Origin of the sequence: Paraflavitalea speifideaquila (genome assembly GCF_032395985.1) — a bacterium.
GTDB lineage: Bacteria > Bacteroidota > Bacteroidia > Chitinophagales > Chitinophagaceae > Paraflavitalea > Paraflavitalea speifideaquila.
The window spans coordinates 5185733-5203988 of record NZ_CP135920.1 but is presented as its reverse complement, the minus strand read 5'-3'; the positions used below and the strand labels follow the sequence as shown (position 1 = coordinate 5203988).

General features: G+C 47.2%; 26 protein-coding genes and 1 tRNA gene. 7 read left to right on the top strand and 20 right to left on the bottom strand.

All coding sequences use genetic code 11. The features are described 5' to 3' along the window. Positions 1–228: 228 nt before the first annotated feature. The 3 genes from RS881_RS35855 to RS881_RS35845 all read right to left on the bottom strand — a co-directional run bounded on the left by RS881_RS35855 (position 229) and on the right by RS881_RS35845 (position 1577). Positions 229–675 (bottom strand): AsmA family protein, encoded by a 447-nt coding sequence (locus tag RS881_RS35855; RefSeq protein WP_315815154.1) that lies wholly within the window; start codon positions 673–675, stop codon positions 229–231. Next, complete coding sequence (locus RS881_RS35850) at positions 672–809, bottom strand: hypothetical protein (RefSeq protein ID WP_315815153.1); 138 nt, start codon at positions 807–809, stop codon at positions 672–674. The genes RS881_RS35855 and RS881_RS35850 overlap by 4 nt, the downstream gene beginning before the upstream one ends. A gap of 345 nt (positions 810–1154) precedes the next feature. Continuing rightward, on the bottom strand, positions 1155–1577 hold the full coding sequence (locus RS881_RS35845) for a response regulator (RefSeq protein WP_315815152.1): 423 nt from the start codon (positions 1575–1577) through the stop codon (positions 1155–1157). 458 nt (positions 1578–2035) lie between these two features. Here RS881_RS35845 and RS881_RS35840 point away from each other — a divergent pair, with 458 nt between their 5' ends. The 6 genes from RS881_RS35840 (at position 2036) to RS881_RS35815 (ending at position 7449) form a co-directional block, all read left to right on the top strand. Further along, complete coding sequence (locus tag RS881_RS35840) at positions 2036–2488, top strand: hypothetical protein (RefSeq protein ID WP_315815151.1); 453 nt, start codon at positions 2036–2038, stop codon at positions 2486–2488. A 46-nt stretch (positions 2489–2534) separates the two neighbouring features. Next, positions 2535–3290, top strand: a complete 756-nt coding sequence (locus RS881_RS35835) for a HAMP domain-containing protein (protein WP_315815150.1) — start codon at positions 2535–2537, stop codon at positions 3288–3290. Next, positions 3194–4867 (top strand): sensor histidine kinase, encoded by a 1674-nt coding sequence (locus RS881_RS35830; protein WP_315824713.1) that lies wholly within the window; start codon positions 3194–3196, stop codon positions 4865–4867. Before RS881_RS35835 ends, RS881_RS35830 begins: the two co-directional genes overlap by 97 nt. Beyond that, complete coding sequence (locus RS881_RS35825) at positions 4825–5886, top strand: response regulator (protein WP_315815149.1); 1062 nt, start codon at positions 4825–4827, stop codon at positions 5884–5886. The genes RS881_RS35830 and RS881_RS35825 overlap by 43 nt, the downstream gene beginning before the upstream one ends. A 313-nt stretch (positions 5887–6199) precedes the next feature. Then, complete coding sequence (locus RS881_RS35820; protein ID WP_315815148.1) at positions 6200–7147, top strand: response regulator; 948 nt, start codon at positions 6200–6202, stop codon at positions 7145–7147. Between the two features lie 116 nt (positions 7148–7263). Beyond that, positions 7264–7449 carry a hypothetical protein gene (locus RS881_RS35815; RefSeq protein ID WP_315815147.1) on the top strand — a complete coding sequence of 62 codons (186 nt, stop codon included), beginning with the start codon at positions 7264–7266 and terminating at the stop codon, positions 7447–7449. Between the two features lie 65 nt (positions 7450–7514). On the opposite strand, the gene RS881_RS35810 is transcribed toward RS881_RS35815, so the two are convergent. The 13 genes from RS881_RS35810 to RS881_RS35760 all read right to left on the bottom strand — a co-directional run bounded on the left by RS881_RS35810 (position 7515) and on the right by RS881_RS35760 (position 16015). After that, positions 7515–8138, bottom strand: coding sequence for an acyl-CoA dehydrogenase (locus RS881_RS35810; RefSeq protein ID WP_315815146.1), 624 nt, complete (start codon positions 8136–8138; stop codon positions 7515–7517). A gap of 104 nt (positions 8139–8242) precedes the next feature. Next, a complete protein-coding gene (locus RS881_RS35805) occupies positions 8243–8911 on the bottom strand; it encodes an acyl-CoA dehydrogenase family protein (RefSeq protein ID WP_315815145.1) in 669 nt (222 codons plus the stop codon). A gap of 23 nt (positions 8912–8934) precedes the next feature. Further along, on the bottom strand, positions 8935–9309 hold the full coding sequence (locus RS881_RS35800) for a hypothetical protein (protein WP_315815144.1): 375 nt from the start codon (positions 9307–9309) through the stop codon (positions 8935–8937). Positions 9310–9377: 68 nt separating this feature from the next. Then, on the bottom strand, positions 9378–9575 hold the full coding sequence (locus tag RS881_RS60390) for a T9SS type A sorting domain-containing protein (protein ID WP_350340280.1): 198 nt from the start codon (positions 9573–9575) through the stop codon (positions 9378–9380). Between the two features lie 5 nt (positions 9576–9580). Continuing rightward, a complete protein-coding gene (locus RS881_RS35795) occupies positions 9581–11266 on the bottom strand; it encodes an immunoglobulin domain-containing protein (protein WP_315815143.1) in 1686 nt (561 codons plus the stop codon). Positions 11267–11598: 332 nt separating this feature from the next. Then, positions 11599–12204, bottom strand: coding sequence for an NUDIX hydrolase (locus tag RS881_RS35790; protein WP_315815142.1), 606 nt, complete (start codon positions 12202–12204; stop codon positions 11599–11601). A 1-nt stretch (position 12205) separates the two neighbouring features. Beyond that, positions 12206–13144 (bottom strand): magnesium transporter CorA family protein, encoded by a 939-nt coding sequence (locus RS881_RS35785; RefSeq protein ID WP_315815141.1) that lies wholly within the window; start codon positions 13142–13144, stop codon positions 12206–12208. A 513-nt stretch (positions 13145–13657) separates the two neighbouring features. Next, complete coding sequence (locus RS881_RS60385) at positions 13658–13930, bottom strand: DinB family protein (RefSeq protein ID WP_350339986.1); 273 nt, start codon at positions 13928–13930, stop codon at positions 13658–13660. Then, complete coding sequence (locus RS881_RS35775) at positions 13927–14139, bottom strand: diaminopimelate epimerase (RefSeq protein ID WP_315815139.1); 213 nt, start codon at positions 14137–14139, stop codon at positions 13927–13929. Before RS881_RS35775 ends, RS881_RS60385 begins: the two co-directional genes overlap by 4 nt. A gap of 84 nt (positions 14140–14223) precedes the next feature. Next, on the bottom strand, positions 14224–14358 hold the full coding sequence (locus RS881_RS35770; RefSeq protein WP_315815138.1) for a hypothetical protein: 135 nt from the start codon (positions 14356–14358) through the stop codon (positions 14224–14226). Positions 14359–14408: 50 nt separating this feature from the next. After that, complete coding sequence (locus RS881_RS35765; protein ID WP_315815137.1) at positions 14409–14603, bottom strand: diaminopimelate epimerase; 195 nt, start codon at positions 14601–14603, stop codon at positions 14409–14411. Positions 14604–14850: 247 nt separating this feature from the next. Further along, positions 14851–14967 (bottom strand): four helix bundle protein, encoded by a 117-nt coding sequence (locus tag RS881_RS60380; protein WP_350339984.1) that lies wholly within the window; start codon positions 14965–14967, stop codon positions 14851–14853. Positions 14968–15124: 157 nt separating this feature from the next. Beyond that, complete coding sequence (locus RS881_RS35760) at positions 15125–16015, bottom strand: nucleoside phosphorylase (protein WP_315815136.1); 891 nt, start codon at positions 16013–16015, stop codon at positions 15125–15127. Between the two features lie 94 nt (positions 16016–16109). Here RS881_RS35760 and RS881_RS35755 point away from each other — a divergent pair. After that, positions 16110–16183 (top strand) — tRNA-Cys (locus tag RS881_RS35755). Positions 16184–16322: 139 nt separating this feature from the next. Here RS881_RS35755 and RS881_RS35750 read toward each other — a convergent pair. Genes RS881_RS35750 through RS881_RS35735 form a run of 4 tightly spaced genes read right to left on the bottom strand, consistent with a single transcriptional unit; the run spans position 16323 to position 18215 of the window. After that, entirely contained in the window at positions 16323–16598 is a 276-nt protein-coding gene (locus tag RS881_RS35750; protein ID WP_315815135.1) for a hypothetical protein, read from the bottom strand. 26 nt (positions 16599–16624) lie between these two features. Beyond that, positions 16625–17275: a hypothetical protein gene (locus RS881_RS35745; RefSeq protein WP_315815134.1), complete on the bottom strand. Its 651-nt coding sequence runs from the start codon at positions 17273–17275 to the stop codon at positions 16625–16627. 33 nt (positions 17276–17308) lie between these two features. Next, a complete protein-coding gene (locus RS881_RS35740) occupies positions 17309–17497 on the bottom strand; it encodes a hypothetical protein (RefSeq protein ID WP_315815133.1) in 189 nt (62 codons plus the stop codon). Further along, on the bottom strand, positions 17478–18215 hold the full coding sequence (locus RS881_RS35735) for a hypothetical protein (RefSeq protein ID WP_315815132.1): 738 nt from the start codon (positions 18213–18215) through the stop codon (positions 17478–17480). Before RS881_RS35735 ends, RS881_RS35740 begins: the two co-directional genes overlap by 20 nt. Between the last annotated feature and the right edge of the window lie 41 nt (positions 18216–18256).

Sequence of the window (18256 nt, the reverse complement as noted above, 5' to 3'; positions counted from 1 at the left end):
CTTCCTGTTTTATTGCTTTCACCACTACTGTAGTAGCGGGCTTTTTACCCATACGGATGGAGGTGGTGGTATTGTTCAGTATCACCTCATTGAGCCTGATGAGCCTTTGGGTGAGGTCCAATTGCCGCATATTGACTGTGAGTTCTCCCAGGTTGAGGTTGGCATACAAGGCGCTTTCATCATTGCCGTAATCGAGCTGGCAATCATCCAGCGCAATTTGTTTGAACCTCAATTGCATGGCGGGGGCTCCGGCTGCTTCTGCCTGATCCGTGGCCGGCGACCCGGGGTAACGAGGGGCTTGCGCTGGTAGATACTGGCCCGTAAGCCACTGAGCCTGGTAGAAGGAACAGCATATACGGCATGAGCGGGATCAAAGGCATCGATGCGCGTATCGAGGTGGCCCACAAAAACAGTCATATCGCTGCCACTCACCACATCATTGTAGCGGGCCCGCACCCTATTGAGCACAATGCGTTCAATCTGCATTTTCATAGTGCTGGTATCGGTAGAAGGGGCGGCTGGCTCTTTGGAAGCAAAGGCATCTACAATAAACTGGAAGTTAAACGTCGTATCCGGTAAGGTTCTTTTAATATGGGCGGTGAGGTCTTCGAGGTTGATCTCATTGACCACCAGTTCACTCTTGAACAGCTTCCACAGGTTCACGTCAAACTTCATCCGGCCACCATAGAACAGGGTGTCTTTTTGGCGGTCTTCGAGGTAAACGCCTTCCAGTACGATCTTTTGGGAAATCCGATATAGAGTTTGTCGACAGCTACGCGGGTTTGCAATTTCTTTTGCAGCCAGGTCACGGCCTCCCCCTGAGGAAGTGCTGAACAGGGGGTGTTTGTAGCAGGATCAGCAACAGGATCAATATGCCCAGCGTGATCAGGATGGTCTTAAGGAAGATCCTCCCAATCTTTTGAGTTTAGTAGGCACAGTGGTCGGTTGTTTCACAATCAGTCCTGCATTTGTTTGTAATACTATCAGTTATGCGAAAGGCTTCCCCATTCAATTCAAAAAGCAAGCCTTTTTACCCTGCTTTATTTCCTTGATTGTAAATAAGAAACGTAGAGATCGCTCTACAAATTAGGAAAAAACTACTGGTTGAAGATGTTTGAAAGTGGTAGATGGTTGGATAATGGTAAAAGGACGCACTACCCGGTATATTGGATACCCTTTTCTTCATTGCCTATTTTATGGAACCACCAGGCAATTTGCTGGCATTCCGTAAAGGTGGTGGGTTTGGTGATGTAGGCGGCGGCGCCAATCTCTTTGCACCGGGTGCGTTCCAGGTCATTCACGGAGGTTGAAAAGATAATAACAGGAATAGTATGAAACCGGGGATGTTGTTTCAGGAAACTCAATGTTTCGCGTCCATTCATGCGCGGCATGTTGAGGTCCATCACGATGAGGGAAGGCAATTGCTGCGTTGGTAACTGTTGCAATAGTTCAATGGCCGATTCGCCATTGTCGGCAAACAGGAGGGAATCACCAATGCCATTATCGCTGAAAGCTTCCTGCATCAGGAATTGGTCTTCTGAATCATCATCGACTAATAAAATGGTTTTTTCAGTCATGTATACAGTTTAGCAGGTATATGCACCTCCTGGGTACGATAGTGGGCATTAGTAGCCTCCTGAAAAATAATGCCTGTTTTCATAAAGCAGGTAACAAACCAATGGCATGGCCTTTATAACCTTATTCCTGATCACATCTGCCATTACAAATAGCTAAAAATGGCGATGTGTGGTTTTGCCCAAAATGTGGAAATATTACCCATATTGGGGAAATTGTTTAAGTATATCCCATCAATATCCCCTGGAAACCAATACAGGCAGTGTCCCGTTTTGCGCCAAAATCTGGCATGATTTATTATTTGGTATACGTTCTCACTTTAAACTTTTACTATGACCTGCCCAAAAATTAAGGCCATCCGGTCAACGGATGGCAATAGCATTGATACTGCCAAAAAAATGGATCTCCCAAATCCAATGGTTCTCCGAAAGCCATTCCGGCAGCTGACAACAAAAAAAGGGTGTCCGGACAGTTAGTGTATGATGGAAGCGGGCAACAGTTGGGCGCACAGCTTGATGAACGGGCTTTATTGCATGTACTGACAGAGATAAAGAATGGGAATTTCAATGTGCGCATGCCCATTGATGAGGTAGGCCTCAATGGAAAGATATGTGATACGCTCAATGATATTATCTCCCTTAATGATAAAATGATGCAGGAGTTTACCCGGGCTGGCAATACCATTGGCAAGCAGGGTAAGCTGACGCAACGGATAGAAGTACCCCATGCCAGGGGAGCCTGGAGTACGGGTGTAGACTCGCTCAATACGTTGATCTCGGACCTGGTGCATCCCACCATCGAGGTTGCGCATGTGATCAGCCTGGTGGCCAAAGGCAACCTGTCGCAGGAAATGCCGTTGGAAATCGGGGGCACCTGTTGCAGGGCGAGTTTGCGCGGATTGCCAAAGAGGTAAATGACATGGTGAAGCAGCTCAACCTTTTTCGATCGAAGTAACGCGGGTGGCGCGTGAAGTAGGTTCCGAAGGTAAGCTGGGTGGCCAGGCCGATGTACCCGGCGTAGGTGGTACCTGGAAAGACTTAACAGACTCCGTCAATAAAATGGCTTCCAACCTTACTTCGCAGGTGCGCAATATCGCCGAGGTAACGACGGCGGTGGCTACGGGTAACCTGAAACAAAAACTAAGTATTGTATCAAGGGGAGAGGTAGCACAGCTTACGGATACGTTTAATGAAATGATCGATACGCTGGCGGTATTTGCCGACCAGGTAACTACTGTGGCCCGGGAGGTAGGGGTAGAAGGGCGATTGGGCGGCCAGGCCAGTGTGCCCGGAGCATCGGGTATCTGGAAAAACTTAACAGAAAACGTGAACCAGCTGGCGCAGAACCTCACTACGCAGGTGCGCTCGATATCGGAAGTAGCCAGTGCGGTAACCAAAGGCGACCTTACACGAACCATTCGCGTAGAAGCCAAAGGAGAGGTGGAAGCCCTGAAGGATACCATCAACCAGATGATCAGTAACCTGAAGCAAACGACGCTGCGTAACCAGGAGCAGGACTGGCTCAAATCGAACCTGGCCAAGTTTGGGCAAATGCTACAGGGACAAAAAGACCTTAAAACCGTAACGCAGCGAATCCTTTCGGAACTGGCGCAGGTAGTATCGGTCCATTATGGGGCCTTCTATATTCTGAAACAGGAAAATACACGCCATGGCATGCTGAACCTTTTGCAGCCTATGGTTATAAGACGGATATAAATATTCCTACAGCGTTTGCCATTGGCGAAGGACTGGTAGGGCAAGTAGCTTTTGAAAAAGAAAGGATCATCCTCTCCAATGTACCCGGCAATTACATCAAGATCAGCTCGGGACTGGGCAGAGCCAAGCCTGCCAATTTGATTATCCTGCCGGTGGTGTTTGAAAACAAAGTGAAGGCAGTGATTGAACTGGCTTCGCTGGACATATTCAGTGAAACGCACCTCGACTTCCTTAGCCAGCTTACAGAAAGTATTGGTATCGTGTTGAACACCATCGAAGCCAACACCCGTACGGCCGAACTGCTTACGCAGTCACAATCACTGGCGGGTGAGTTGAAAATACAGCAGGAAGAGTTGAGTAGGACCAACGATGAGTTACAGGATAAAGCCTTGCTGCTGGTAAAACAAAAGAATGAAGTGGAAGCCAAAAATAAAGAGGTGGAAGAAGCCCGGCGTTCACTGGAAGAGAAAGCGGAGCAGTTGACCCTTACGTCCAAGTACAAATCAGAATTCCTGGCCAATATGTCGCATGAGTTGCGCACACCATTGAATAGTTTGCTCATCCTCGCCCAGCAATTGTATGAGAATGCAGAAGGCAACCTGTCTGATAAACAGATACGCTACGCCAAAACCATCCACTCCTGTGGGGATGACCTGATACAGTTGATCAATGATATCCTTGACCTGTCGAAGATCGAATCGGGCTTTATTACAGCCAATTTCGGGGCCGTACGTTTTGCGGAGATTGCCGGCTTTGTGGAAACTACTTTCAAACCTATTTCCGAAGCCAGGCATTTGCGGTTTACCATTGAAACAGACCCCAGTTTGCCGGATGCGATGGAGACAGACCTGCAGCGGTTGAACCAGGTATTGAAGAACCTGCTGTCCAACTCGTTCAAGTTTACCGAGAAAGGAGAGGTGCGGCTGCGTATGTATGCAGCGAAGAAAAACTGGAAACCGGGCACCCATAGTCTGGACAATGCAGCGAAAGTGGTGGCCTTTGCCATTACGGATACGGGCATCGGCATTCCGCAGGAAAAACAGAACATCATCTTCGAGGCCTTCCAGCAGGCAGAAGGTAGTACCAGCCGCAAATATGGTGGTACGGGATTGGGCCTGTCCATCAGTCGCGGTTTGGCCGAACTGTTAGGCGGTACTATTGAACTGGAAAGCCAGCCTTCCTTTGGCAGCACTTTTACCCTGTTCCTGCCGGTGGATGTGGTGGCCAGCCTGATACCTCAGGAGGAAACACTTTCTACGTATCGCCAATATCAACTGGGCGCTGATAGCGGAGAAATAGATACCCTCATCAATTCCATCCGCGCTACTACGGAAGGTAAAGAAGGGCAGGCAATGCACGCCATGGTGAATGAAATGATCAATGAAGCGGGCGACGACCGCAACCTCACACAGCCCAATGATAAGGTGATACTGATCGTGGAAGATGACCTGCCCTTTGGCAAGATCATCATCGATAAAGCGCATGAGCTGGGCCTCAAAGCCATCGTGGCCACCAATTACATTGAAGTATTTGATTGCATCAACCGCTTTTACCCATCGCCATTACCCTGGATGTGAATTTGCCCGACACGAGTGGCTGGAAAGTGCTCGACCTGTTGCGCAATGACCTCAATTACCGGCATATCCCCATTCACCTCATTTCGGGCGAAGAGAATAAAGAACTGGCGCTGAAACGGGGCGCCCGCAGTTTCCTGCTGAAGCCGCTGGACAATAACATGCTCAATGAATTGTTTGATGATATCATGGGTTTTCACCAGAAGAGCGTGAAAAAGGTACTGGTGGTGGAAGACAATGAGGTAGATTCTTCCCAGATCGTAAAAATATTGCAGGCCGATAATATGGAAGTGGTACTGGCCGATACGGGCCGGGAAGCCGTAGCGCAGATCGCTGATAAGGAAAACGATTTTGATTGCATCATCCTTGATTATACATTACCCGATATTTCAGGTACGGATATTGTGAACAAAGTAATAGAAAACAAACAGAAGCATACGCCGGTGATCATTTATTCGGGGAAGGATTTTGGGAAGAAAGAATTGCAGCACCTGGGACGTACTTCCAACAGTATTATCCTGAAAGGCGTCAATTCGCTGGAACACCTGCTGGAAGAAACTGTACTGCAACTGCACATTAACCACAAGGATCTGCCGCAGGAAAAGAAAAAGGTGATCGAGAATATCCGGATGAAAGAGGATATCCTCACCGGTAAAAATATACTGGTGGTGGATGATGATGTAAGAAACCTGTTTGCCCTTACCACCGTATTTGAAAGATATAATATCAATGTGATCACCGCCGAAAGTGGTAAGGATGCCATCAATATTATCCGGGATGAGCGTCCACGCATTGATATGGTACTGATGGACATTATGATGCCTGAAATGGATGGGTATGAAACTACGCAAAAGATCAGGCGGGAGCATAAGAACAGTACACTGCCCATCATTGCCGTAACGGCCAAAGCCATGAAGGGCGACCGGCAGAAATGTATTGAAGCAGGCGCTTCCGATTATATCACCAAGCCGTTGAAGATCGATCAGTTGTTGTCATTGATGCGCGTATGGTTCTATAAGTAGTGGGTGGAATCTACCTTCGGTGTCATTTCGAACGAAGCGGAGCGCAGTGAGAAATCCCGCGGAGCGGAACAAGTTCTGCTATCGAGACAAACGTCGAAGCTGTCTGTCGAAGGGTATTCTCTCCCCTAAAGGGGCGACAGCTTTGTAGAAATGAATATCAATAAATTCATTTGCCCTGTAGAGCTTGTCCCGCAATAAGCGGGTGGCAATCCTCTACGTAGTTGTGACCTAAAGGAGCCTGTTAAAGTGAGCGAGTGGCTACAGCGATCCAAGTCCTAAGTATTAATATCATTAAATAGAAACCCACTACAGCATGCAGCAAAAGATCTTATTGGTAGACGACCGGGAAGATAATTTGCTCTCCATGGAGGCCATCCTGGAGCCAGACGGCTACCAGTTCATCAAAGCTGCGTCGGGCCGGCATGCGCTGAAGATCCTGTTGACGGAGTTCGACTTTGCCCTGATCCTCATGGATGTGAAAATGCCCAACCTCAGCGGCTTTGAGACCGCCGCCCTCATCTACGAAAGGGAGAAGCTGCGCCATATTCCCATTATATTTATTACCGCCAACAACTATGGCGAAGACAATATTTTCAAAGGCTACCGTACAGGCGCGGTAGATTATATCTATAAGCCCATCAATCCCGAATTGCTGCGCACCAAGGTATCCGTATTCATCGACCTGTACCAGAAGAACAGGCGCCTCCTCATGCAGGAGCAAAAGCTCAAAGCCATCAATAAGAACCTGGAGGATGAGATCAATGAGCGCAAGGCTTCCGAAGAAAAGATCAAACAACTGAACCGGCAACTGCTGGGCAATATTACGTTGCTGGAGTCGGCCAACCGCGACCTGGACCGGTTTGCTTTCATGGCCTCACACGACTTGCAGGAGCCATTGCGAAAGATCCGTACTTTCAGCGATCTGCTGGCTACGCGCTACCGGAACGAACTGGATGCAGAAGCCAATACTTATATCAGTCGCATACAGAATGCCGCCGCACGTATGCAGGCACTTATTAAGGATATCCTGGCTTTTTCCAAACTCACCGGTGAAAAAGAGAACTTTGAATTTACCGATCTGAATATCCTCCTGTCCGAAGCCATGGGCGACCTGGAATCGGCCATCAAAGAAAAGGATGCCCGGATCAGCGTGGTAGAACCTTTGCCGGCACTGGAAGTAAATCCCGGTTTGATCAGGCCTTTGTTCTATAACCTCATCAGCAATGCCCTTAAGTACAGTAAAACAGAGGTGGCGCCCTGATCAGTATCCGTTATGAGCTTACTGCCGGACTGACCAATAAGCCTAATACCAACAAGGAGAATACCGGCAAGTACTGCCGTATTTTTATTGAAGACAATGGCATTGGTTTTGACCAGGTGTATGCCGGGCAGGTCTTTGAAATGTTCCGCCGCCTGCATGTGAGCAGTGCTTTTGAAGGTACCGGTATTGGGCTGGCCCTTTGTAAAAGATCGTTGAAAAGCACCACGGTTTTATCTCCGCCAACAGCAAGGCCAATGAAGGCGCCACCTTTGTGGTTACCTTACCCGTTTACCAACCCGTAAAGGTGATCATGAAGCAGTGAACATGGGCTGCACTGCCCTTCGCGGTCAGATGACCTGGTATTGTATTACCTGGCCAAATAATCCACAAAATGCTCTTCCAATCTGCAAACTGCAGCAATATAATCATCTGCTGCAACCGGCGCCTGTAATACATTGTCTGGCACGGCCAGTGCAGCTTCCAGCCTGGGCAGCAAGGGGATGACCCTGTCGAGCAGTTGGTTTTTAGAGAATAAAAGTTCCTTCCATTGCAAAGTAGTGGTCAGTTGTTCTCCGCTGAGCCACCCTGCATATTGCTCAAGCTCATGGATTGAGAAAAGATGCAGGAGGCATTGCAGTGTTATTCGATCTTCCTCCAGGCCCATGTTTGTCAATACACGATTAAAAGCTGCTATGGCATAATATAGCCCGTATAGTTTTGCCAGCAGAAGCGCATTTGGCGTCTGTTGATTCCAGGCGTTGAAATCTTTTGAGATCGCCAATTCCCGGTTCATGCTAGCCTTTAAATGTTGTATCGCTTTGGCAAGTAACACCTGCACAAAACCTGGGTCCCGTACATTCACCGCATCAGGGACCAATGGACCGGGAGCCGGTAACAACTCTCTGGCCACTTTAATGGCTATTACAATATTATCCCCTTCAGGGGGTATGGCGCTTTGCGTTAGCAGCAGGTAATCAACTATCCGGTTCATTTCAAATAGCCCTTGTGCGCCACACCGTTCCTTGCAATTAACAAGCACCTGCTGCGCTCCCCATAGAATACTCGCTTTGGCCAGCGCTATTTGTTGAATGGCCTCTATAGGTAATTTTGTTGAAAAAGCCGATCCTCGTCAAGCGATTGAACATATTGATTGGAAAGGTCATTCAACCAAAATGTATAGGCATAGGCCTGTGAAAAATGAACCGCCAGCTGCTCCTGAAGGTACCGGTAAACACTTACCGGTACCTGGCTAACGCCGATCGAAAATGTTAACCGCTGCCTTAAGTACCTGGTTAGAATGCTTAAAGCACCGTGCAGGTGACCAATAGCATACATGCTCAGGCATATTTTACCTGTTTGCACCCTGCTTACAGAATACAAGAACCGTTGTCGGATATTCGCTGTTTCACAATAAAAGGTACCATCCCGCTGTAATGTAGCATGATTGCAGATCAAAGACTCAAAAGGTAATTCCACCTGGTCAAATGAAGTAAGACCATGATCAACAGGCGCTCCCGCCCGGTGAGGAAGAGGAACCACCCGCACGCCTTCCCTAAGTCCATCCGCTGTTCTCAGGGTAAACAGGAAAGGGAATATGCCACAGTCTTCGCCTTTTACAATCAACCGGGCCATTACCACCGCTATTTTAGGCATAGTAGCATGACCAGTGTTGGGCATAAATTTGCGCGCCTTATCCGAAGGCGTATGTAAATAAAATACCTGTTTATTACTATCATAAACCGCAACCGTTTCCAGGTTGGCCACATTGTTGCCATGCCCAAGCTCCGTTAGCAGGTAAATGCCCGCGGCAGCTCCTGTTCCAGCAATTGAAGATAAGGTTTCACATCCGCTCTGTTCCCTCCATGGTCCAGGATGGTGCCCGAACACAAATTATAATGGATGGTGAGAATGACTGCCAGGGAAGTATCGGTCATGGCTGCCCATCGATGCAATAAGAACAAACGGTGAGGATGGGTGATTAAACCTTTTATGTCCTTCAACTCACTGGCTACAAAACCTAAGCGCTTATAGGCGCGGTCAACAAGGGCATCCGCAGACAGGAAATAGCTTTGTTTGAATTCCGGCGACGTAAAGATCCTTTCCATCTCCTCGTACACGGATTGTTGATGATTTACAAGTGCGTCAGTAATGGTACTGAACATAACAGATAAGGTTTTTTGATTTTCAATGAATGATTGGCAAAGCTGGATAACGCTTGTCCAATGTTCGATCATCGTTGGTATAGGATGCGATGCAGGAATGTTTCCCTGGTCTTCGCGGATACTATTTTAATAAGATATATTCCTGAGGATGCAGTATTCATTTTAAGGGTGTAATAGTTTGACCGGAGCACTTCCTGCTGCATTAACTGCCCATTTGCGTCGTATACATAAAGCAGGCTGCCAGCAAGATATTGGTCTGTTTCAATCCTGATCAGGCCGCTCGTGGGATTGGGAAATAGTTGTAGGCATGGTTTTTCGGCTTGTCCTGAAGAGGACCGTTGAGCCTGGAAGCTGTTTCTTTAGCAACCAGGTTGTTGAAGCAATTGGATACAGTAACTACTACCTTTGCTCTTTCCGGATATTGGCACTCATAGCCAGAGGCAGCATAATAGGTAGTTGTACTGTCAGGGCTTACACGATAATAGTTGCTGCTGGATAACAAATTCCCACCGGTGGGAGTATCATACCACCTAAATCTGATAGTGGCATCCGGTAAGCCAGGCACAAATACATGCAACGTAACACTGTCTCCCAGGCAGATATTCAAACTATCCTCATCTACCGCCGGCATTGCTGTGGCCCCTCCCATACTGTAGATCATATGCACAGTATCCGATCTGCAACCTGTCACCGAATCCATGGTCTGAACAAACACATCGACATCAACCGGAAACTTTGGATATATGGGCGGTGTCGTAATGCTATTGCTGTTGCTTACTACATAGCTGGTGTCTGCTACTGTACCCTGGAAACTGCGGTATAGGAACCGTACACGGTAGCTGTAGCCAACTGCGTGATTAAGTACCGGTAAATGCTGAATTCCGCATGCTACACCCTGGGGAACCACATAGTCAGGAGCAGCAAGCTTTCGTACTATTACTCTTGCTGGCGTACGTACAGGATAATCACATTCAAAAGCTGCTGTTACGTAGTACGTGGTGGTGGTATCCGGACTAACGCTAAAATTATGCCCTGTGTACAATAAATTGCCACCGGTCGGACTGTCATACCAGCGGATCAATGCCAGGTTGGTCCCGTTTGGATCATTAAAGAGATTGGCATTCACGATGGCTGTATCCCCCTTACAGATAACTACACTGTCTCCGGTAACCTTTACAGGCGCAGCATGCCCGCCAAATATAAAGAGCTGCTTTACACTATCCGATTGGCAACCGGTAAACGGATTTACAGCCCGGATAGACACGGCCGCAGTAGCATTGAAGTAGTATGCCAGGTCCCGCACTGGAATGCTATTGCTGTTATAAACCGTGTAGGAAGTATCAAAATTGAGGTTGCCACTCCCAGTGTAGTTAACACTAGCAGTATAATAGATACCTGGTTCGTAATTGGATACAAGCAAATTCACATTTCCGCAAGTACGACCCTGCGGAACTGTATAAATGGGGTTTGCGGGCCGGCCGGAATTCCGGTAAGCATAATAAATGTGGAATCCATTGAGCAGCCCCACCAGGCCGCTGCTTAAGGTTAGTTTTACGCGGTCAAAGGACTGACCGGGATGTAATAGTATTTCTGCCCGGGTATTGTTCTGCAATAGCCGTATGATACTGCTGTCCACCACCTGCGCATCATTATTGGCGGTGGTGCCGTTAAAGGTTTGCACAGTAATTCCTCCAAACAGGTTGGCAGAAAGAATGGCATTGCTGCTTCCAATGCCAACGATCAATGAATCGCAGCCGGTGCTGCTAACCGATGGGAAGATCAATGTTTGATGTACTGATACCCCAAGCAATCCGGTTGTAATGTTGAATTGAGAATAATCTTCCAGGTTGACGCTGTTAACCGGATTGTTGGGATTGGAAACGCCGCATAGCAAACATAAACCTGTAACGCCATTGGTTTGACCAGTGGCATATTCTCGTTGGGCATGCGCTTGCATACCTAAAAACAAAAGAGGAGGAAGATGGTCCTGGCTATTTTGCCCTGAGCGTAAAAATGATGATACATATGATAAGTTTTTTTGCAGAATGAATGGCTGCCTTAACCTTTAAAATAAGTAACATGCATTTTGTCTTGGTGTTTTGCCATGTTGGAATGCGAAAAGTAAATCGCTAATCATCTTGCCACCACATTCAATATCCAAATTTAGCTGTAAGGTGTATTGCGAAAAGAAGTAAAATGGCAAATAATATAAACCATAGTTACTCCTTTTTCATCCTTTTCCAGGATCGCCACTATCTTGCTCAATAGGTGAGCTTTGCCAATCAAAAGTCAACACAAAGGACTGCCGCCTGCCGAAGTATTTGATGCAAAAGATTGCCGACTGCCGAAAATGATCGAAGTGAAAGATTCCTCCCGCCGCATGGCGGGACCGATTGCCGAAGTATTCAAAGTAATCATGTATTCTTCTGTATTCTCATTTCCCCCGTTCTTCACCAGGTCAGCCACCACCTTATCAATCGGCAACGTCACTGCCTCCGCAGAAAAATCCTCCCAATCAATAAACCGGAAAGTTTCCGTTTCACCTGTGCGGTGGTATACTTCCATTTGTTGCTCGTCGAAGTCGAATAGTTTGGTACGCAGCGGCACTTTAATAGGTTCCAGCGCATGCGCAAAATAATAGATCGCAATGATCTGCTGATCGGGTGTGAAAGCGCTCATCTGGAAAAAGTCTGTGGTATAAATATGATCGCCGATACGAACTTCCAGGTCCATTTCTTCTTTGAACTCCCGTTTGAGGCAATCCCGGGTACCTTCTCCAAATTCCAATCCGCCGCCGGGAAATTTCGTATAATGACCACCACGAATGTATTCATCACTTACCAGTACCTGGTTGTTTTCACCAAGCAGGATACCGTAAACGCGCACATTAAACATGTTAGAATATTTTCTTTTTCAAAAAGAACCAGCCGATCACCAGTGATATGACCAGTGACAGGAATACCGGTATATAAAAAGCGTAAGGAGAATCCTTATAAGGGATGGGCACGTTCATGCCGTAGATACTGGCTACCAGTACCGGGAAGGTCAATACGATCGTGATCACCGACAGGCGGCGCAACACTTCGTTCTGGTTATTGGCAATGATGCTGGCAAAGGCATCCAGCGTACTGCTGAGGATATTGGTATAGATATTGGCCATTTCAAGCGCCTGTGAATTGTCTACGATCAGATCCTGCAGGAATTCCTTTTCCTCTTCATTGAGGGCGAGGAAATTCGTGCGTTCGATCTTCATCAGCAACATTTCATTCGAGCGCAGGGCCGTTACAAAGTATACCAGGCTTTTCTGTATACGCATCAGTTGCAGCAGCTCTTCATTCCGGTTGGCGGCATACAGCTTTTGCTCTACAATATTCCGGCGGTGGTTGATCTCCTTGAGCGATTCCATATACGTTTGGATGATCTTCTCAAAGATCTTCAGCGCCATCATCTTCCGGTTGTCCGGGTGACGGTTCTGGAAAGTGTGCAGGAACTTTTTGATGGCCCCGTTGTCGAAACTATTCACCGTTACGATCTGGTTGTGCGTCAGGATGATCACGATCGGGATCGTGATGTACAGGGCATCACTTTCATTGAAAGAGTTGTTTTCCGTAGGTGTTTTGATCACCACCAGCTTCACATTGTCGTCTTCCTCAAAACGGCTTCTTTCATCAATATCCAGTGAGTCCGTCAAAAAGTCGAGCGGGATATCCAGTCCATCCGACATTTCGGTAAATTCCTCCTGCTTCAGCGGAGGCAATACATTTACCCAGGAGCCATTTTCCGGTTTGTCGATGGCGACCGTCTGGTGGTTGATATTTTTAAAGTACTGGATCATTTTGCCGGCGCAAAGGTAAGGGTAAACAGGGTCGAATCTTCAATTTTAAATATAGGGTTCTTTCACAAGCTACGTGCTTCGGACCGCGGGCTACGGGGCCCTCAACAACCCGTTGCAGGCGCCTAGCCCCGGGCCCTTTACTTAGAACTTCTTGGCGACGAAAAAAAGCTCCTAATTGTATTTCGCTCGCAGCTCGCAGCTCATAGCTCGCAGCTTGTAGCTCTCAGCTGTTTTAATGAATTCTCCGCTGCACAATTTCCAAATGATGATCGGTATGGTAAATGGTGAAATAACACAATTCCCTCAGGGTGATCTTACCCAATAGGGGATGTTCTACCAGGTAATGGTCCAGTTGGGCATCTTTCCAATTTTTGCGCAGGGCTTGCAGGTAAATGGTGGTAAACTGTCGCCAATGGTTGATCAGTTCTTCCTTATTGGCCGTAGCTTTAAAATGTTTGGGAATATTGCGGCCTTTTGCCTTGCCGCCCGTAGCCAGTATTCGCTGGTATTGTTCTACCAGTTCGGGATAGGGGCGGAAGGGCGATTGGGTTTGCCGCCAAATAGGCGTACCAGGAAACGGGGCAGTGCATAGGCGGCCGTGGCCGTTTTGGTGCAGATCACCAGGTGTTGCAGGTTTTGTGCAATCGACCAATGACCGGCAGGCTCCCGGAAGAAGGTATCGGCAGGAATTTCTTTACAGAAAGCCGTAAAGCGTTGGAAAGCTTTTTCCGATTCGCGCAGTATCTCTTCTATGTTAAGGGTAGGGGGTAAGGGTTGTTGGATCATTTCAGTTCGATCCCTCCCTCAAACACTTTTTCTGCGGGACCGCAAAGCCATACATTCTGGTAGGTATCATCGGCAATCCGGTCGTATTCAACCGTTAATTTGCCGCCACGGGTAAGTACTGTTACATCATTAAAGCCGCGCTCATTGTGGTAACATACCAGGGCGCTGGCCGTAACGCCCGTGCCGCAGGACAGCGTTTCATCTTCCACACCGCGTTCGTAGGTGCGTACAATGATCTCATCTTCTTTTTCTGTTCTACAAAGTTCACGTTGATACCTTCTTTGGCATACGTATTATTGTAGCGGATGTCCATTCCTTTTATATACATCAAAGCCCATCACGTCGGGCACCATCTTTACATAGTGGGGACTGCCTGTATCGAGGATAAAATCGCCATGACTTTCGCGGATGCCGGCCACATCTTTCATTTTGAGGCTTACCGTGCCGTCGTCATCAATTTCCGCTTCATGCGGACCATCTACCGCAATAAAATGGTAAAGGCTTTTTTGATACCCTGGTGCCAGGCAAATTTTACCAGGCAGCGGCCGCCATTGCCGCACATCGAGCTTTCGCGGCCATCCGCATTGTAATATTTCATTTCAAAATCGTAGCCTGGTTTGGTATTCAGGAGCATGAGGCCATCGGCGCCAATGCCAAAGCGGCGGTCGCACAAAAACGGATCTGTTCGGTGTTCAGTTCGTCGTATCGCTGATCTCTGTTATCCAGGATCACGAAATCATTCCCCGTGCCCTGGAATTTGTGAAAATTTAAATGCATAGTTTTAGTGAATGGCTAGTGGCTAGTAGTTGCTGTGTCTAAACTGTTGATTTTGCTGCTCAACATTCTAAATACGGATTCCATGTACTGCTCTATTTCCTTTATTTAAATAATTTAAGTTTAGGGCAATTTCAAACTGATTATCAATTGCTGCCAGTGAACTTCCTGATACCTCGAAAAAAATGGTTCTTTTCCGGCTTTGACCTCCTGGCAGCTCCTGCTGCAATATTACTACAAACAGGAATAACCGCCCTGCGCAACTGGTTTATCAATACAAATCACGCTTCTTCAACAAGCCATAAGGCAATTTGATAAACTTCCAGCTTTTTGTGCGACAAATTTAACATCTGTTAATGATTTAGTTTTAACGACTTGCTACTAATCATTAACCGTTTTTGCCTCCCCGCCCGCCATTAGTTACTTCCCACTCGCTGTTTCACTCAACACTTCTAATGTTTTGGTGATCAAACCTTGCACTGCCAAACTGCCATCTTTTGAGAATTCTTTAATAATTCGGTTGGCTACAATGGCGCTTAGCGACAGGCAATGGTGGCCCAGCAGCCCGCTCAGGCCATAGATGCCGGAGGTTTCCATTTCAAAATTGGTAATGCGGTGCTGGCCGAAGCTGAAATCCGTTAGCCGGTCTATAAGATTGGGATTGCTCAAGCCCAGGCGCAGGATGCGGCCTTGTGGACCATAAAACCCGGGACAGGTCACGGTAATACCGGCATGGATGCCGTCGCCGGCAAAATGCTTCATGAGCGTGGCGCTGGCGGCACTGATATAGGGCTGTGAAATGCGGTGATTGAGCTGCGTTTGTGTAATAAAGGCCTGCAAGAGCTGCTTTTCTGCGTCATTTTCCTCATGGCGGTAAAAATTCAGGAGGTTGTCGATGCCCAGGCCGTGGGTGGATACCACCCAACTGTCCACCGGTATATCGGCCTGCAGGGCGCCGGAAGTACCTACGCGAATGATATTCAGGGTGGTATGATCGGGTTTGATCGTGCGGGTGTCGAAATCGATATTTACCAGGGCGTCCAGTTCATTCAGTACGATGTCGATATTATCGGGGCCAATACCGGTGGAAACCACCGACAGCCGTTTTTGGCCAATATAGCCCGTGTGGGTTACAAATTCCCGGTGACTGCGCTGGACTTCTATGCGGTCAAAATGCTTACTGACCTGGGGTACCCGGTCTGGATCACCAACAGTAATAATCGTGTGTGCAAGCTCTTCTGGACGTACATCGAGGTGATAAATGGCGCCGCGATTGTTGATAATCAGTTCCGATTCCGGGATACGTTGCATAAAAATGTGTTGCTGTTGTTGTCAAATATCCAACAAATATCCTACTTTTGCACACCCCAATCAGGCATACGGTGCCGGGTGTGGGTAAATAAAGGGTCCTGTGGCCGAGCGGCTAGGCAGAGCTCTGCAAAAGCTCCTACACCAGTTCAAATCTGGTCGGGACCTCCAAAGCCGATAAAGTAAAACCCGCCACTGTGGCGGGTTTTGCTGTAATCTACAGGCCATGACATCCCCGCGATTCTATGGGATGAATTTAAAAAAACGAGTAAAGGATGATTATTCGATCGATTCTACAATCAATGCCGCCTTACCTTAACCATTCCAATCGCTTCGCCCAATCCAGCAATACATCGTTCCTCCACTTGGCAACCGTTTTCCCGCCCTGTATTTTCCCATCGTAGTAGGCGGCAGCCGATTTGTCGGTATACCAGTTGCGGCCTGGTGGGTAATCGGTAGCATGGCGATTGCCGGGCCAGGAATTGGTAACCACCAATACGCCTGTTTGTTCTGCAAAGCCAGGTATAGGAAAAACGATCCGGTAGTTTACCACCTCCGCCTGCTTGGGGATGTATTGCAGCGGCAAATGCTTGATTTGTTTTCGGTGTAATGTTATTTTGCTTTACGCCGTTCCTTCACGAGTTGAGGAACGTATCTGTTTTTATCCGCTTGATCCTCGTATCCCAACCGAACATATACATCACCACCGATTCCCGGAAAAACAATGCCTTGTTGATTGCTTTCGCTGTCTTCAGCAAAATATAAATATTCAAACTTTTCGGAGATAGATTGGTCAAATTCCTGCTCCAGGTCAGTAGTAGCCCCTTTAAGCAAAACGGGGGCAACCACAAAAATCTGTTGCGGTGTAACACGCTCGATTAAATGAGTAAGATTGGTTCGAACGACACAAGAGCTGGATATAATAGACTTAACCACGACAATCACCTTAGACTGATCGTAGTGATCTTCATGATATTCTTTTAGAATGGGAGCTACGGGTATTTTATTTTCTGAACCGGCATTAAATCGCTTATTCCAGAAAACGACAAGACGTACTTCAACGCTGTGAAGATTGAGTTGCTCTAAAATACCCCGGCATAAATAATCTGCATCTTCAACGGTACAGGCAAGTGTAACAGTCTGACTGTTTTTTAATTTTCGAGACAACACCTCGCCAAATGTTTTACCCAGTTGAAAGAGCGTATCCGCATAATCCGTTGGGGAGGTGCTTGTGTCTACCAGCGTCCAGCAAACCGGTAACATTATTGTCTTTCGCTATGGAAGAATACATTCTACTCATGATACTGACAAATAAGGTTCGAGATCTTCAAATGTTTGTATGGGCGCCAGTTGAAAAATATCATTTTCCCATTGTTCAAATTCCTGACTGCCGATCCTTAAACCCACAGTACCATTGTCGGTAGCCAGGTAAGACCAGACAATATAACTATTTTGCACTTCAAATTTAAAGCCCGGGATCCCCATTCAATATGCCGGATAGTTTATCAGACAGTTGTGCGTTGCCTCCTTTGAAAAAATTGGGGTTGATCGAAACACACCTGTCAATATATTGTTTCAGGGGTACCCGATCCGGAACAACACCAGCCCATGCGCCCAGCAATAAACTTCCTATCAGGTCCAATTTGTCAATGGAAGGATTTTTCAGTGCGCAAATGCCTTCCAGGGCCTTTCTGAATTCGCTGTTGGTGCGGATAAGATTATTGATGGAATTGGCCCCTTCAAAATGGGTCACCGTTACTTTACGCTGGATGTTGACTGGCAAGTTATTTTTCAACTGCTGTTGTACATCGGCCAGGGAAACTACAATTTCCAAATGGGCTTTATGACCAAGTTGGGCGCATAGCGCATATTGAACGTCGACATCGTCCGACAAATGATGATCTCCATTGTTCCAGCGAAGGTTCGCAACATCTTTAATCTGATAATATTCGGTTAGCTTCTCAGCCATTTTTTCAATCACGAGATCATCGATAAAGGCTTTTACCTGCGATGAAATAAATGTAAGCTCTGGATCCGCTTTCACCTGCATCAAATAAGCTAGTTTGTAAATGGCTACGAAATTTTCAAAGATGCTGCCCTTACCGTTATTTCGTCCTCCGGCATGTTTATTTTGCACATACTTCCAAAGATACTCACCCCTGTCCTTCTCATATAGCTTAATCAGTTCATCTTTGGTGTGCATTCGCAGGCAAATTAAGTAATTGAATGATTACTGCTTATTTA